The sequence below is a fragment of the Luteimonas suaedae genome (genome assembly GCF_008312895.1).
Classification (GTDB): domain Bacteria; phylum Pseudomonadota; class Gammaproteobacteria; order Xanthomonadales; family Xanthomonadaceae; genus Luteimonas; species Luteimonas suaedae.
This window is the reverse complement of the sequence record NZ_VSSP01000001.1, coordinates 921,373-936,021: the sequence shown is the minus strand read 5'-3', so window position 1 is coordinate 936,021 and position 14,649 is coordinate 921,373. Positions and strand designations below refer to the sequence as shown.

14 protein-coding genes and 1 tRNA gene are annotated in these 14,649 nt (G+C 67.2%); all 15 read left to right on the top strand.

The window, feature by feature from the left end; all coding sequences use genetic code 11:
- Positions 1-142 precede the first annotated feature (142 nt).
- The 15 genes from tpiA to nuoL all read left to right on the top strand — a co-directional run bounded on the left by tpiA (position 143) and on the right by nuoL (position 14,557).
- Positions 143-895, top strand: a complete 753-nt coding sequence (gene tpiA / locus FXO19_RS03995; protein WP_149193730.1) for a triose-phosphate isomerase — start codon at positions 143-145, stop codon at positions 893-895.
- Positions 896-910: 15 nt separating this feature from the next.
- Positions 911-1,354 carry a preprotein translocase subunit SecG gene (secG, locus tag FXO19_RS03990; RefSeq protein ID WP_149193729.1) on the top strand — a complete coding sequence of 148 codons (444 nt, stop codon included), beginning with the start codon at positions 911-913 and terminating at the stop codon, positions 1,352-1,354.
- Positions 1,355-1,401: 47 nt separating this feature from the next.
- Positions 1,402-1,486, top strand: a tRNA-Leu gene (locus FXO19_RS03985).
- Between the two features lie 397 nt (positions 1,487-1,883).
- Positions 1,884-2,240, top strand: coding sequence for an NADH-quinone oxidoreductase subunit A (locus FXO19_RS03980; RefSeq protein ID WP_149193728.1), 357 nt, complete (start codon positions 1,884-1,886; stop codon positions 2,238-2,240).
- Entirely contained in the window at positions 2,231-2,815 is a 585-nt protein-coding gene (locus FXO19_RS03975) for a NuoB/complex I 20 kDa subunit family protein (protein ID WP_149193727.1), read from the top strand. The genes FXO19_RS03980 and FXO19_RS03975 overlap by 10 nt, the downstream gene beginning before the upstream one ends.
- Positions 2,812-3,573 carry an NADH-quinone oxidoreductase subunit C gene (locus FXO19_RS03970; protein ID WP_149193726.1) on the top strand — a complete coding sequence of 254 codons (762 nt, stop codon included), beginning with the start codon at positions 2,812-2,814 and terminating at the stop codon, positions 3,571-3,573. The genes FXO19_RS03975 and FXO19_RS03970 overlap by 4 nt, the downstream gene beginning before the upstream one ends.
- An 86-nt stretch (positions 3,574-3,659) precedes the next feature.
- The gene (locus FXO19_RS03965) at positions 3,660-4,889 is read left to right on the top strand and encodes an NADH-quinone oxidoreductase subunit D (protein WP_255516288.1); all 1,230 of its coding nucleotides are present in this window, start codon (positions 3,660-3,662) and stop codon (positions 4,887-4,889) included.
- A gap of 124 nt (positions 4,890-5,013) precedes the next feature.
- Entirely contained in the window at positions 5,014-5,541 is a 528-nt protein-coding gene (nuoE, locus tag FXO19_RS03960) for an NADH-quinone oxidoreductase subunit NuoE (protein ID WP_149193724.1), read from the top strand.
- A 202-nt stretch (positions 5,542-5,743) separates the two neighbouring features.
- On the top strand, positions 5,744-7,078 hold the full coding sequence (gene nuoF / locus FXO19_RS03955) for an NADH-quinone oxidoreductase subunit NuoF (protein ID WP_149193723.1): 1,335 nt from the start codon (positions 5,744-5,746) through the stop codon (positions 7,076-7,078).
- Positions 7,079-7,202: 124 nt separating this feature from the next.
- Positions 7,203-9,476, top strand: a complete 2,274-nt coding sequence (gene nuoG, locus FXO19_RS03950; protein ID WP_149193722.1) for an NADH-quinone oxidoreductase subunit NuoG — start codon at positions 7,203-7,205, stop codon at positions 9,474-9,476.
- Positions 9,473-10,552 carry an NADH-quinone oxidoreductase subunit NuoH gene (nuoH, locus tag FXO19_RS03945; protein ID WP_149193721.1) on the top strand — a complete coding sequence of 360 codons (1,080 nt, stop codon included), beginning with the start codon at positions 9,473-9,475 and terminating at the stop codon, positions 10,550-10,552. Before nuoG ends, nuoH begins: the two co-directional genes overlap by 4 nt.
- Positions 10,549-11,037, top strand: coding sequence for an NADH-quinone oxidoreductase subunit NuoI (gene nuoI, locus FXO19_RS03940; protein ID WP_149193720.1), 489 nt, complete (start codon positions 10,549-10,551; stop codon positions 11,035-11,037). The genes nuoH and nuoI overlap by 4 nt, the downstream gene beginning before the upstream one ends.
- Positions 11,038-11,040: 3 nt before the next feature.
- Positions 11,041-11,697: an NADH-quinone oxidoreductase subunit J gene (locus FXO19_RS03935; protein ID WP_149193719.1), complete on the top strand. Its 657-nt coding sequence runs from the start codon at positions 11,041-11,043 to the stop codon at positions 11,695-11,697.
- Complete coding sequence (nuoK, locus tag FXO19_RS03930) at positions 11,694-12,017, top strand: NADH-quinone oxidoreductase subunit NuoK (protein ID WP_149193718.1); 324 nt, start codon at positions 11,694-11,696, stop codon at positions 12,015-12,017. The genes FXO19_RS03935 and nuoK overlap by 4 nt, the downstream gene beginning before the upstream one ends.
- 425 nt (positions 12,018-12,442) lie before the next feature.
- The gene (nuoL, locus tag FXO19_RS03925) at positions 12,443-14,557 is read left to right on the top strand and encodes an NADH-quinone oxidoreductase subunit L (RefSeq protein WP_149193717.1); all 2,115 of its coding nucleotides are present in this window, start codon (positions 12,443-12,445) and stop codon (positions 14,555-14,557) included.
- Positions 14,558-14,649 lie beyond the last annotated feature (92 nt).

Below are 14,649 nucleotides of genomic sequence, written 5' to 3'. Positions count from 1 at the left end.
GGGCGGCGAAATGCCCGCGGCATCGCGCGCATGGCGCGCTCCTACGGATGAGCGGCCGGCGTGATCTCGCGGCCGATCCGCGGGAGCGCGCCGCCACCGCTGCCGCTAGAATCGCGTTTCCATACTTGAAGGAGCATCGCAGATGCGCCCACGGATCGTGGCCGGGAACTGGAAGATGCACGGCGACCGCGCGTTCGCGCGGGCGCTGCTGGATGCGCTGGCCGCCACCGATGCACCGGCCGGCGTGGAGTGCGTGGTGATGCCGCCGTTCCCCTACCTGGGCGAGTTGACCGCGGCCTATGCCGGGCGCGGCCTCGGTTTCGGCGCCCAGGACGTCAGCGCGCATGCGAAGGGCGCCTACACCGGGGAGGTGTCGGCGGCGATGCTGGCCGATGTCGGGATTCGCCACGTCCTGGTGGGCCATTCGGAGCGCCGCCAGTACCACGGCGAGGACAGCGCGCTGGTCGCGCGCAAGTTCGCCGCGGCCCGGCAGGCCGGCCTGGTGCCGGTGCTGTGCGTCGGGGAAACCCTGGATGAACGCGAGGCCGGCAGCACCGAGGCGGTGATCGCGGCCCAACTGGCGCCGGTGTTCGAGGCGGCCGGGGATCGGGCCCTGGAGGGCGCGGTGGTGGCCTACGAGCCGGTCTGGGCCATCGGCACCGGCCGTACCGCGACCCCGGAGCAGGCCCAGGCGGTCCATGCCTTCATCCGTGGCGAGGCGGCGCGCCACGATGCTACAATCGCCGGCTTGCTGCCCGTCCTATACGGGGGCAGTTGCAAACCAGACAATGCTCCCGCGCTGTTTTCGCAGCCGGACGTGGATGGCGGGCTGATCGGCAGCGCCTCGCTGGTCGCCGAAGATTTCCTCGCCATCATCGCCGCTGCGGCGCCCTGACCGGATCCGATCCGCATGCTGTTGCTCGTTCTCAACGTCCTGTTCGTCCTGATCGCGATCGCCATGGTCGCGCTGATCCTCATGCAGCGCGGTTCCGGCGCGGCGGCTGGTTCCGGCTTCGGCGGCGGCGCCTCCGCCACCGTCTTCGGCGCCCGCGGCTCGTCGAGCTTCCTGACCAAGGCCACCAAGTGGCTGGCGATCGGGTTCTTCGCCGTCACCCTGTTCATGGCGTGGTATGCGACGCAGCAGGCCGCACCGCAGCAGGTGCAGCAGGACCTCGGCGTGATGTCGATTCCGCAGGCGCCGGCGGCGGACGCCGGGTCGGTGCCGGCGGCGCCCGGACAGGCGCCGGATGCGGCGGTACCCGCCGCGCCGGAGCTCCCCGAGGCGCCCGCCGAGGCTGTCGGGCAGCAGCAGGCGCAGGAGCCTGCGCCGGCGCAGGAAGACGAAGAGCAATAGCCTTTACAATGCGCTGTCCGCCGTCCGCGATGTCGGGCGGCACCATTGCCCAGGTGGCGGAATTGGTAGACGCACTACCTTGAGGTGGTAGCGACGAGAGTCGTAGGGGTTCGAGTCCCCTCTTGGGCACCATATCCGGCTTCGCGCAGCCTGTTGCGCGAAGCGATGAAGACCCCGCTTTCGAGCGGGGTTTTTGCTGTCCGCGACCTGCGTGACGGACGCGTGCGCGATTCCCGGCGCCGTGGGCTTCACGCCAGACGAACGATTCGATGTGGACGGGATGCGATGGCCGCGTAATCGTTTACTCGCGAGTTCACGAACCGCTACAATTCACGGGTTCGAGCGCGGTCCCGGGCGACCGGGGCGGAGTGCATGCCGCGTCGAGATGCCAGGGATGGTGCAAGTCCGTGCGGACCTTCTGTCGAAGGTCCGGAGTCTTCAACGCCGCGACGCAGTCAATGTGGCGCGGCTGGCGCGAAAGCGTCGAGCAACGGCCGCCGAGTGCGGCAAGTAGCCGAGAGAACAACGCGTGCTGGCCGAATACCTGCCGACCCTGCTGTTCCTGATCGTTGCCACCGGCATCGGCATCGCCCTGCTGATCATCGGCAACCTGCTCGGACCCAAGCGTCCGTCGGCGGAGAAGCTGGCGCCGTACGAGTGCGGCTTCGCCGCGTTCGAGGACGCGCGCATGCAGTTCGACGTGCGTTATTACCTGATCGCGATCCAGTTCATCATCTTCGACCTGGAGATCATCTTCATCGTGCCGTGGGCCACCGTGTTCCGCGACCTCGGCGTGGTCGGCCTGGTCGAGATGGGCATCTTCGCCGGCATGCTGCTGCTCGGCTTCATCTACGTCTGGAAAAAGGGAGCACTGGAATGGGAGTGATCCAGACGATCCAGAAGGCTGCCGACTTCGCCAGCAATCCGCTGCCGGAGGGGCAGCTCGACGACATCCTGCGCCCGCAGGGCGAGAACCCCCTGCTCGAGCGCGGCTTCGTCACCACCAGTTCCGACATCCTGCTCAACTGGGCGCGCACCGGCTCGATGTGGCCGATGACGTTCGGCCTGGCCTGCTGCGCGGTGGAGATGATGCACGCCGGCGCCGCGCGCCTGGACCTGGACCGCTATGGCGTGGTGTTCCGCCCGTCGCCGCGCCAGTCCGACGTGATGATCGTCGCCGGCACCCTGGTCAACAAGATGGCCCCGGCGCTGCGCAAGGTCTACGACCAGATGCCCGACCCGAAGTGGGTGATCTCGATGGGCAGCTGCGCCAACGGCGGCGGCTACTACCACTACTCGTACGCGGTGGTGCGCGGCTGCGACCGCATCGTGCCGGTCGACATCTACGTGCCGGGCTGCCCGCCGACCGCCGAAGCGCTGGTCTACGGCATCCTGCAGCTGCAGCGCAAGATCCGCCGCGCCACCAACTTCGGCGAGAACCGCACGGGGCTGCGCGAATGAGCGACAAGGTGAACGTTTTCGCGGATCGCCTGCGCGCGCGTTTCGACGGCGCGGAGGTCTCGGTGAGCGAGCCGCGCGGCGAGGTCGGCATCGTGTTCGACGCCGCCGCCTGGCACGACGGCTGCCTGGCGCTGCGCGACGAGTTCGGCTTCGAGCAGCTGATCGACGTCTGCGGCGTCGACTACCTGAGCTACGGCAGCGACGAGTGGGACACCGACGTGTCCTCCGAAGGCTTCAGCCGCGGCGTCGAGGGCCGCGGCCCGGGGCGATTCGGCTTCGGGCAGACGCCGAGCCGGCAGCTGCAGCAGCCGGACGGCGAGGGCGCGATCGCGCCGCCGGCCAAGCGCTTCGCGGCGGTGGCGCAGCTGCTGTCGGTGCAGCACAACCAGCGCCTGCGCGTGACCTGCTTCGCCCCCGACGACGCGCTGCCGATCGTCGCCTCGCTGACCGATATCTGGCCGGTGGCCGACTGGTTCGAGCGCGAAACGTTCGACCTGCTCGGCATCATCTTCCAGGGCCATCCCGACCTGCGCCGGATCCTCACCGACTACGGCTTCATCGGCCATCCGTTCCGCAAGGACTTCCCGCTGATCGGCAATGTCGAGGTGCGCTACGACGCGGAGAAGAAGCGTGTGATCTACGAGCCGGTGACCTCGGTCGAGCCGCGCGTGCTGGTGCCGCGGGTGATCCGCGACGATGCGCGCTACGCCACCGCCACCGGCGAGCAGGTGGCGCGCAGGACGGGGGACGCGAAATGAGCGACGTGAGCGTTCCGGCGCATCCGCCGGTCGAGCCCAGCGCCAGCAACGCCGCGGTGCTCCGACAGGAGATCCGCAACTACACGATGAACTTCGGCCCGCAGCATCCGGCCGCGCACGGGGTGCTGCGCCTGATCCTGGAGATGGACGGCGAGACCGTGATGCGCGCCGACCCGCACATCGGCCTGCTGCACCGTGGCACCGAGAAGCTGGCCGAGTCGAAGCCGTTCAACCAGTCGATCGGCTACATGGACCGGCTCGACTACGTGTCGATGATGTGCAACGAGCACGCCTACGTGCGCGCGATCGAGACCCTGATGGGGATCGAGGCGCCGGAGCGGGCGCAGTGGATCCGCACGTTGTTCGACGAAGTGACCCGCATCCTCAACCACCTGATGTGGATCGGCTCGAACGCGCTCGACCTCGGCGCGATGGCGGTGTTCCTGTACGCGTTCCGCGAGCGCGAGGAGCTGATGGACGTCTACGAGGCGGTCAGCGGTGCGCGCATGCATGCGACGTACTACCGTCCGGGCGGCGTCTACCGCGACCTGCCGGAGCGCATGTCGCGGTACCGCGAGTCGCCGTGGCGCAAGGGCGCCAAGCTCAAGCGCTTCAACGCCTGGCGCGAGGGCTCGATGCTGGACTACCTGGAAGCCTTCGCCAAGGACTTCCCGGCGCGCATCGACGAGTACGAGACCCTGCTCACCGACAACCGCATCTGGAAGCAGCGCACGGTCGGCATCGGCGTGGTGCCGCCCGAGAAGGCGCTGGCCTGGGGCATGACCGGCCCGATGCTGCGCGGCTCGGGCGTGGCCTGGGACTTGCGCAAGAAGCAGCCCTACGCCAAGTACGCCGAAGTCGACTTCGACATCCCGGTGGGGGTCGAGGGCGACTGCTACGACCGCTACCTGGTGCGCGTGGCCGAGATGCGCCAGTCGGTGCGCATCATCGAGCAGTGCGTGGCCTGGCTGAAGGTCAACCCCGGCCCGGTGATGATCGACAACTACAAGGTGTCGCCCCCCTCCCGCGAGGAGATGAAGGACGACATGGAAGCGTTGATCCACCACTTCAAGCTGTTTACCGAAGGCTATTGCGTGCCTGCGGGCGAGACCTACTGCGCAGTGGAGGCGCCCAAGGGCGAGTTCGGCTGCTACCTGGTCTCCGACGGCGCCAATAAGCCGTTCCGCGTACACCTGCGCGCCCCCGGCTTCGCCCACCTGTCGTCGATGGACGCGGTGGTGAAGGGCCACATGCTGGCCGACGTGGTGGCGATGATCGGCACCTACGACATCGTGTTCGGGGAGATCGATCGATGAGGGGCCGTGATTCGGGATTGGTGATTGGTGATTCGCAAGAGCGTGGCCGCGTGCCCGACGGCGGATCCGGTCCCGCGCCCCGCCTTTTCCAATCACGAATCACGAATCACGAATCACCGCACTCATGAGAGCAACCGGCAATTTCGAGAACGCGCGCAACGTCGACCCGATGGTCGCGTTGAACGACGACACGCGCGCCCATATCGACCACTGGCTGACCAAGTTTCCGCCGGACCGCAAGCGCTCGGCGGTGCTGCAGGGCCTGCAGGCGGCGCAGGACCAGAACGGCGGCTGGCTGAGCGACGAGCTGATCGCCGCCGTCGCCAAGTACCTGGGCATCCCACCGGTCTGGGCCTATGAGGTCGCCACGTTCTATTCGATGTTCGAGACGCAGAAGGTCGGCCGCAACAACGTCGCGTTCTGCACCAACATCAGCTGCTGGCTCAACGGCGCCGAAGGCCTGGTCGCGCATGCCGAGAAGAAACTCGGCTGCAAGCTGGGCGAGTCCACCGCCGACGGCCGCGTCTACCTCAAGCGCGAGGAGGAGTGCGTCGCCGCCTGCTGCGGCGCACCCGTCGTCGTGATCAACGGCCACTACCACGAGAAGCTCACGCCGGAGAAGGTGGACGAGTTGCTGGAGGCGCTGAAATGACCGCCACCCATCGTCGAGCCGGTACCCGCATGAGCAACTGTAGGAGCGGCTTCAGCCGCGACTGCGCGCAAATCTTAACGACAGATGTTCTCTGCCGTTGTTTCCCTTCGCAACGCGCGGCGGCGCGTTCACCATGGTCGCCACCGACGGGACTGCCTGGCGCGGTCGCGGCTGAAGCCGCTCCTACAGGTGAGGGCGCGCGATGACGCATTCCCAGGGTTCCGGTCCCGTCGGCCCCGCGCCGAAGGAGCACCAGGCTGTCTACACCACGCTGCATTTCGACAAGCCGTGGTCGTATGAGAACTACCTCAAGACCGGCGGCTACAGCGCGCTGCGCAGGATCCTGGAAGAGAAGATCGCGCCGACCGATGTGATCGAGATGGTCAAACAGTCCGGCCTGCGCGGCCGCGGCGGCGCGGGTTTTCCCACCGGCCTGAAGTGGAGCTTCATGCCGAAGGACTCGGGCATGCAGAAGTACATCCTCTGCAATTCCGACGAGTCCGAGCCCGGCACCGCTAAGGACCGCGACATCCTGCGCTACAACCCGCATGCGGTGATCGAGGGCATGGCGATCGCCTGCTATGCCACCGGCAGCACGGTCGGCTACAACTATCTGCGCGGCGAGTTCCACCATGAGCCCTTCGAGCACCTGGAGGAAGCCACCGCCGAGGCGTATGCCAACGGCTGGCTCGGCAAGGACATCCTCGGCAGCGGCATCGACATCGACCTGTACAACGCGCTCGGCGCCGGCGCCTACATCTGCGGCGAGGAAACCGCGTTGATGGAGTCGCTGGAGGGCAAGAAGGGCCAGCCGCGCTACAAGCCGCCGTTCCCGGCCAACTTCGGCCTGTACGGCAAGCCGACCACGATCAACAACACCGAGACCTTCGCCTCGGTGCCGGCGATCGTGCGCAACGGCGCCGAGTGGTTCCTCAATCTCGGCAAGCCGAACAACGGCGGGCCGAAGATCTTCTCGGTCTCCGGGCACGTGGCCCGCCCCGGCAACTACGAGATCCGCCTCGGCACGCCGTTCGCCGAATTGCTGGAGATGGCCGGCGGCATGCGCCCGGGCCGCACGATCAAGGGCGTGATCCCGGGGGGCTCGTCGATGCCGGTGTTGCCGGGCGAGACCATGATGGGCCTGACGATGGACTACGACAGCATCCAGAAGGCCGGCTCCGGCCTCGGCTCGGGTGCGGTGATCGTGATGGACGACACCACCTGCATGGTGCGCGCCTGCCAGCGCATCGCGCGTTTCTACTACGCCGAGTCCTGCGGCCAGTGCACCCCGTGCCGCGAGGGCACCGGCTGGATGTACCGCATGCTGACCCGCATCGTCGAAGGACACGCGACCGTCGACGACCTGCACATGCTCAAGGCCGCCGCCGGCCAGATCGAGGGACACACCATCTGCGCCTTCGGCGAGGCCGCGGCCTGGCCGGTACAGGGCTTCCTGCGCCACTACTGGGACGAGTTCGAGTACTTCATCCGCAACGGGCGCTCGATCGTCGATCAGCAGCTGGAGGCCGCGGCATGAGGATGAAGCACGTGATTCGTGATTCGTCATTCGTGATTGGTGAAAACAGGAGCGCGCCTGTGGACCTGCTTTTGCGAATCACCCATCACCAATCACCAATCACGGCTCCGACAGGAGCCACCCCATGAGCGCCCAGCCGGTCAATCCGAGCCTGCCGCCCGACCACGTCACCGTCTTCATCGACGGGGTGGAGCTGGCCGCGCCCAAGGGCTCGATGATCATCCAGGCCGCGGACAAGGCCGGGATCGCGATTCCGCGCTTCTGCTACCACGACAAGCTGGCGATCGCGGCCAACTGTCGCATGTGCCTGGTCGAGGTGGAGAAGATGGGCAAGCCGGCGCCGGCCTGCGCCACGCCGGTGATGGACGGCATGAAGGTGTCCACCCGTAGCGACAAGGCGCTGGCCTCGCAGCGCAACGTGATGGAATTCCTGCTGATCAACCATCCGCTCGACTGCCCGATCTGCGACCAGGGCGGCGAATGCGAGCTGCAGGACCTGTCGCTCGGCTACGGCCGTTCGGTCAGCCGCTTCTCCGAGCGCAAGCGCGTGGTCGCCGACGAGGACATGGGGCCGCTGGTCGAGACCGAGATGACCCGCTGCATCCAGTGCACGCGCTGCGTGCGCTTCACTGGCGAGATCGCCGGCACCTACGAGCTGGGCGGCATGCAGCGCGGCGAGAACCTGCAGATCGGCACCTACGACGGCAAGCCGTTGACCACCGAACTGTCGGGCAACGTCATCGACGTCTGCCCGGTGGGCGCGCTGACCAACAAGGTGTTCCGCTTCCGCGCGCGGCCGTGGGAGCTGATCGCCAAGGAATCGCTGGGCTACCACGACCCGCTCGGCAGCAACCTGTTCCTGCACGTGCGTCGCGGCGAGGTGCTGCGTTCGGTGCCGCGCGACAACGAGGCCGTGAACGAGTGCTGGCTGTCCGATCGTGACCGCTACTCGCACCAGGGCCTGGCCGCGGAAGATCGCGCGCTGCAGCCGCTGCTGAAGGACGGCGACGACTGGCGCGAGGCCACCTGGGACGAGGCGCTGGCGAAGGTCGCGCAGATCCTGCGCGACAATGCCGCCGACGATCTCGGCGTGCTGGTGCACCCGGCGACCTCGAACGAGGAAGGGCTGCTGCTGGCGCGCCTGGCCGAAGGCCTGGGAACCGGCAACCTCGATCACCGCATCGCCGCGCGCGACCCGTCCGACGGCGCCGTCGCCGAACCTTTCCCGATGCCGGTGGCCGACATCGCCAAGGCCGACGTCGTGGTCATCGTCGGGTCCAACCTGCGCCATGAAGTGCCGCTGCTGCATCACCGCGTGCGCCAGGCCTGGCGCCAGGGCGCGAAGGTGCACGTGGTCAACCCGGTCGACTTCGAGTTCACCTTCGACATCGCCGGCAAGCACATCGTGCCGCCGTCGCGGATCGCCGCAGCGCTCGCCGCAGGCGAGCTGAACGATGCGCTGAAGGAGGCCGACCGCGCGGTGGTCATCGTCGGCGCGCTTGCCGAATCCGGCGAGCATGCCGCCGCCATCCGTGCCGCCGCCGGCGATTGCGCCCGGAGCCACGGCGCCGCGCTGTGCCGTATCCCGCAGGGCGCGAACGCGCTCGGACTGGTGCACCAGGGCGTGCTGCCGGCCTCGCGCGACGCGCAGGCCATGCTCGCCGATCCGCGCTCGGCCTATGTGCTGTACGGCATCGAGCCCGGCCTCGATTTCGCCGACCAGGCCATGGTGCTGAAGGCGCTGAAGGGCGCGCAGGTGGTGGCGTTCAGCCACTACGCCTGCGCGTCGACGCGCGCGGTGGCCGACGTGATCCTGCCGATCGGCGCGCTGCCCGAGATCGACGCCACCCTCACCAACCTCGAAGGGATCGCGCAGCGCGCGTTTGCCGCCGGCCGGCTGCCGGGCGAGGCGCGTTCCGGCTGGCGCGTGCTGCGCGCGCTGGGCGGACAGCTGCAGTTGCTCGGTTTCGAGTTCACCGAGCTGGCGGAGCTGCGCGCCGGCATGAAGTCCCGCGATGACGAAGCCGGTGATCGCAACGGTCCGGCCATGGGTGGGAGCGACGGAAGTCGCGACTCCCGTCGCTCCCACGATGCAGCGAACGGGCTGGAATTGGCCGTATCGCCGGCCATCTACCGCAGCGATGCCGTCGTGCGTCGCGCCGCAGCGCTGCAGGCGCATCCGCTCACCCTGGGGCCGCGCATCGTCCTGCATCCGCAGGACGCGAACACGATCGGAGTCGCCGAAGGCGCCATGGCAAGGATCTCCAATACCGCCGGCACCGCGACCTTGCAGGTGTCGGTCAGCGAGAATGTCGCGCAGGGCGCGGCATGGATCGAAAGCGGATACGGTGCGACCGCCGCGCTGGCGGCCGGCCGCGTACAGGTGGTGCCGGCATGACCACCGCAGAACTGCTGACCCAGCTGACCGGTCCGCTGCAGGATTGGCTAACGGCGCTTGGGCCGCTCGGCACTATTGTCTGGATCGTGCTGAAGATCGTCGCCATCGCGGTGCCGGTGATCCTGGCGGTGGCCTTCTACGTGGTCTGGGAGCGCAAGCTGATCGGCTGGATGCACGTCCGGCGCGGGCCGATGTATGTCGGCTTCGGCGTGTTCCAGGCGTTCGCCGACGTCTTCAAGCTGCTGTTCAAGGAAGTCATCCAGCCGGCCAAGGCGCAGCCTGCGCTGTACATCCTGGCGCCGCTGATCACGCTGGCGCCGGCGTTCGCCGCCTGGGCGGTGGTGCCGTTCGATGCGCAGCTGGTGCTGTCCAACGCCAACGCGGGATTGCTGTACCTGCTGGCGATGACCTCGCTGGGCGTGTACGGCATCATCCTCGCCGGCTGGGCGTCCAATTCGAAGTACGCCTTCCTCGGCGCGATGCGCTCGGCCGCACAGGTGGTCAGCTACGAGATCGCGATGGGCTTCGCCCTGGTCGGCGTTCTGATCGCCGCCGGCAGCCTCAATCTCAGCGACATCGTGATGGCGCAGGCCGGCGACATGGGCTTCCTGAGCTGGTTCTGGCTGCCGCTGCTGCCGCTGTTCGTGGTCTATTTCGTGTCGGGCGTGGCCGAGACCAATCGCGCGCCGTTCGACGTGGTCGAGGGCGAGTCGGAAATCGTCGCCGGGCACATGGTGGAGTACTCGGGATCGGCGTTCGCGCTGTTCTTCCTGGCCGAATACGCCAACATGATCCTGATCAGCTTCCTCGCCGCGATCTTCTTCATGGGCGGCTGGCTGTCGCCGTTCCATGGCTGGGGCATCCCGCTGCTGTCGGTCGACGGCTGGTGGTGGCTGTTCGTCAAGGTGTTCTTCTTCGCCAGCACCTATGTCTGGTTCCGCGCCTCGTTCCCGCGCTACCGCTACGACCAGATCATGCGCCTGGGCTGGAAGGTGTTCATCCCGATCAGCATCTTCTGGATCTGCGTGGTCGCGCTGATGGCGTACTACGGCGTGCTAGAGGGGGTGCAGCGATGAACCGTGTCGTGTCCTGGTTCCGCAGCCTGCTGCTGCTCGAGCTGATCGGCGGCCTGTGGCTGACCTTCAAGTACCTGTGGCGGCCCAAGTACACGCTGATGTACCCGATGGAGAAGACCCCCCAGTCGCCACGCTTCCGCGGCCTGCACGCGCTGCGCCGCTATCCCAACGGCGAGGAGCGCTGCATCGCCTGCAAGCTGTGCGAGGCGGTGTGCCCGGCGCTGGCGATCACCATCGACTCCGAGCAGCGCGCCGACGGCAGCCGCCGCACCACGCGCTACGACATCGACCTGTTCAAGTGCATCTACTGCGGGTTCTGCGAGGAGTCCTGTCCGGTCGACTCGATCGTCGAAACCCACGTGCACGAGTACCACTTCGAGAACCGCGGCGAGAACGTGGTCAACAAGCAGCAACTGCTCGCGATCGGCGACCGCCTGGAGGCGGAGATCGCCGAACGCCGCGCCGCCGACGCCGCCTACAGGTAAGCCATGGATCTCACTCTGCTCGCCTTTCTGGTGTTCGCCGTCCTCACCGTGATGTCCGCGGTGGCGGTGATCAGCGTCCGTAATCCGGTCCATGCCGCGCTGTTCCTGGTGCTGACCTTCTTCACCGTCGCCTGCACCTGGATCCTGGCCGGCGCCGAGTTCCTCGGCGTGGCGTTGATCCTGGTGTACGTCGGCGCGGTGATGGTGCTGTTCCTGTTCGTGGTGATGATGCTCGACATCGACGTGGCGCCGTTGCGCGAAGGCTACGTGCGCTACCTGCCGGTCGGTTTGCTGGTGGCGGTGGTGATGCTGGCCGAGATGCTGGCGCTGATCGGCATCCGTTCGCGCATCACGCCGTTCGCGCCGGACGTCGCGGAGGCGGCCGGCGTCTCCAACACCGCCTGGGTCGCGCACCGCCTGTTTACCGACTACCTGCTGCCGTTCGAGGTCGCGGCGCTGATCCTCACGGTGGCGGTGATCGCCGCAGTGATGCTGACCCTGCGCCGGCGCGAAGGCGCCAAGCACCAGAGCCCGGGTGCGCAGTCGCGGGTGCAGGCGAAGGATCGGTTCCGCATGGTGAAGATGCAGGCCGAGGCGCCACGCACGACGCAGGCGCCGCCGGCCGACGGCGAAGCCCCGGACGGGGAGGGCAAGGCATGAGTTTCTTCGGCGAGGGCCTGGCCCTCGGACACTACCTCGCGCTCGGCGCCGCGCTGTTCTGCATCAGCGTCGCCGGCATCTTCCTCAACCGCAAGAACGTGATCGTGCTGCTGATGTCGATCGAGCTGATGCTGCTTGCGGTCAACATCAATTTCATCGCCTTCTCGCGCCATTTCGGCGACGCCACCGGGCAGGTGTTCGTGTTCTTCATCCTGACCGTGGCCGCGGCCGAGGCGGCGATCGGCCTGGCGATCCTGGTCACGCTGTTCCGCAACCGGCGCACGATCAATGTCGCGGACATCGATACTTTGAAGGGGTGAGCGAAGGCGCTTGCGAGCCACTGGCTCGCGCCTTCGCGAACGCCCGGCCATGGATGGCCGGGCCGGACCATCCGGAGCAGACGCAGTACCGCCATGGATGGCGGCGGTGACAATCGGGACGCGGCGCAGAAGGAAGAATGCTTCCGGATGCCTGCAGCCCACCCCTTCTCCCTTTGGGAGACAAATCGGCAGGATTGCCGATTTGCACGGCGAAAGCCGCCCGAAGGGTGAGCCACATGGATGTGGCGAATGCACGTGGCGCGGAGCGCCGGATGAGGGTACGGCGAAGCGGCAGAGGTCTGAACCATCGCGACTTCGCCGTACCCTCACCCCAACCCCTCTCCCGGAGGGAGAGGGGCTTTCAAATGGCGCTTGGAGGTTTTCTTGAGATGTTCGATGGCGCGGCTTCTGGATAACTGACAAAAATGGCGATCTCGACAACCCACCTGCTGATCATCGTGCTCGCACCACTGCTCGGCTCGATCGTGGCCGGCCTGTTCGGCCGCCAGGTCGGGCGTGCGGGCGCGCACTCGGTCACCATCCTCGGCGTGGCGGTCAGCTGCGCGCTGTCCGGCTACGTGCTGTGGCAGCTGACGGGGCAGGGTGCGGCGCCGTACAACGAGAACGTCTACACCTTCTTCGAGGTGGGCAGCTATTCGGCCCACGTCGGCTTCATGATCGACCGACTCACGGCGATGATGATGCTGGTCGTCACCTTCGTTTCGCTGCTGGTGCACGTCTACACCATCGGCTACATGGCCGAGGATCCCGGCTACCAGCGCTTCTTCAGCTACATCTCGCTGTTCACCTTCAGCATGCTGATGCTGGTGATGAGCAACAACTTCCTGCAGCTGTTCTTCGGCTGGGAGGCGGTGGGGCTGGTCTCGTACCTGCTGATCGGGTTCTGGTTCAAGAAGCCGAGCGCGATCTTCGCCAACCTCAAGGCGTTCCTGGTCAACCGCGTCGGCGACTTCGGCTTCCTGCTGGGCGTCGCCGCGGTGCTGTACTGGTTCGGCACGCTGGACTACGCCACGGTATTCGCCAACGCCAGCGACAAGATCGGCGGCGGCCAGGTGGTGGAGATCCTGGACGGCCGGCCCTGGTCGGTGGCGACCCTCATCTGCGTCTGCCTGTTCATCGGCGCCATGGGCAAGTCGGCGCAGGTGCCGCTGCACGTCTGGCTGCCGGACTCGATGGAGGGCCCGACCCCGATCTCGGCGCTGATCCACGCCGCGACCATGGTCACCGCCGGCATCTTCATGGTCGCGCGCATGTCGCCGCTGTTCGAGCTCAGCGACACCGCGCTCGCGTTCGTGCTGTTCATCGGCGCCACCACCGCGTTCTTCACCGGCCTGATCGGCATCGTGCAGAACGACATCAAGCGCGTGGTCGCGTATTCCACGCTGTCGCAGCTGGGCTACATGACCGTCGCGCTCGGCGTATCGGCGTACTCGGCCGCGGTCTTCCACCTGATGACCCACGCCTTCTTCAAGGCGCTGCTGTTCCTGGCCGCAGGCTCGGTGATCATCGGCATGCACCACGAGCAGGACATGCGCAAGATGGGCGGCCTGCGCAAGTACATGCCGATCACCTTCTGGACCAGCGTGATCGGCACCCTGGCGCTGGTCGGCACGCCGTTCCTGAGCGGGTTCTATTCCAAGGACACGATCATCGAGGCGGCCGGGCACGCCGCCGAACGCATGGGCTGGATCGGCACCTACGGCTACTGGGCTGTGCTGCTGGGCGCGTTCGTCACCAGTTTCTACAGCTTCCGCCTGCTGTACCTGACCTTCTTCGGCGCCGAGCGCTTCCGCGACGCGGCACCGTCGCACCCGGTCGCCGCCCATGACGAGCATGGACAGGAAACGCGCCACGAGCCGCTCGACGACAACGCCCATGGTGGTCACGACCACCATGGCCCGCACGAACCCCACGAGTCGCCGTGGGTCGTGACCCTGCCGCTGGTGCTGCTGGCGATCCCGTCGATCGCGATCGGCTTCTTCACTGCCGGGCCGATGCTGTTCGGTACCGACTGGAGCGGCCAGCAAGCGCAGGCGCCGTTCTTCCTCGGCGCGATCGACCTGGCCGAGGCGCGCGATACCGTGGCCGCGCTCGGGAGCGAGCTGTGGCACGGCCCGGTGGCCTTCGCCCTGCATGGCTTGGTCGCACCGGCGTTCTGGCTGGTGCTGGCCGGCTTCGTGCTGGCGACGGTGCTGTACTGGTGGAAGCCCGGCCTGCCGGCGAAGTTGCGCGGCATCTTCCCGTTCTCGCTGATCACGCGGGTGCTGGAGAAGAAGTACTGGGCGGACGACCTGTGGATCGGCGGTTTCGCCGGCGGCGGCCTGCTGCTCGGCAAGGTTTCGCGGCAGGGCGACGAGAAGCTGATCGACGGCCTGATCGTCAACGGCGCCGCGCGCGTGGTCGACCTCGTCTCGGGCCTCGCGCGCCGGGTCCAGTCCGGCTTCCTCTACCACTATGCCTTCGCGATGATCATCGGTCTGATCGCGCTGCTGGCCGTGCTGATCCGTTACTGGACCTGACGGGGGAAGGAAGAACGTGGAAATCCAGAATCAACGAATCAACGGGTCGTCATCCCCGCGCAGGCGGGGATCCAGAGCCTTTGCTTTCAGCA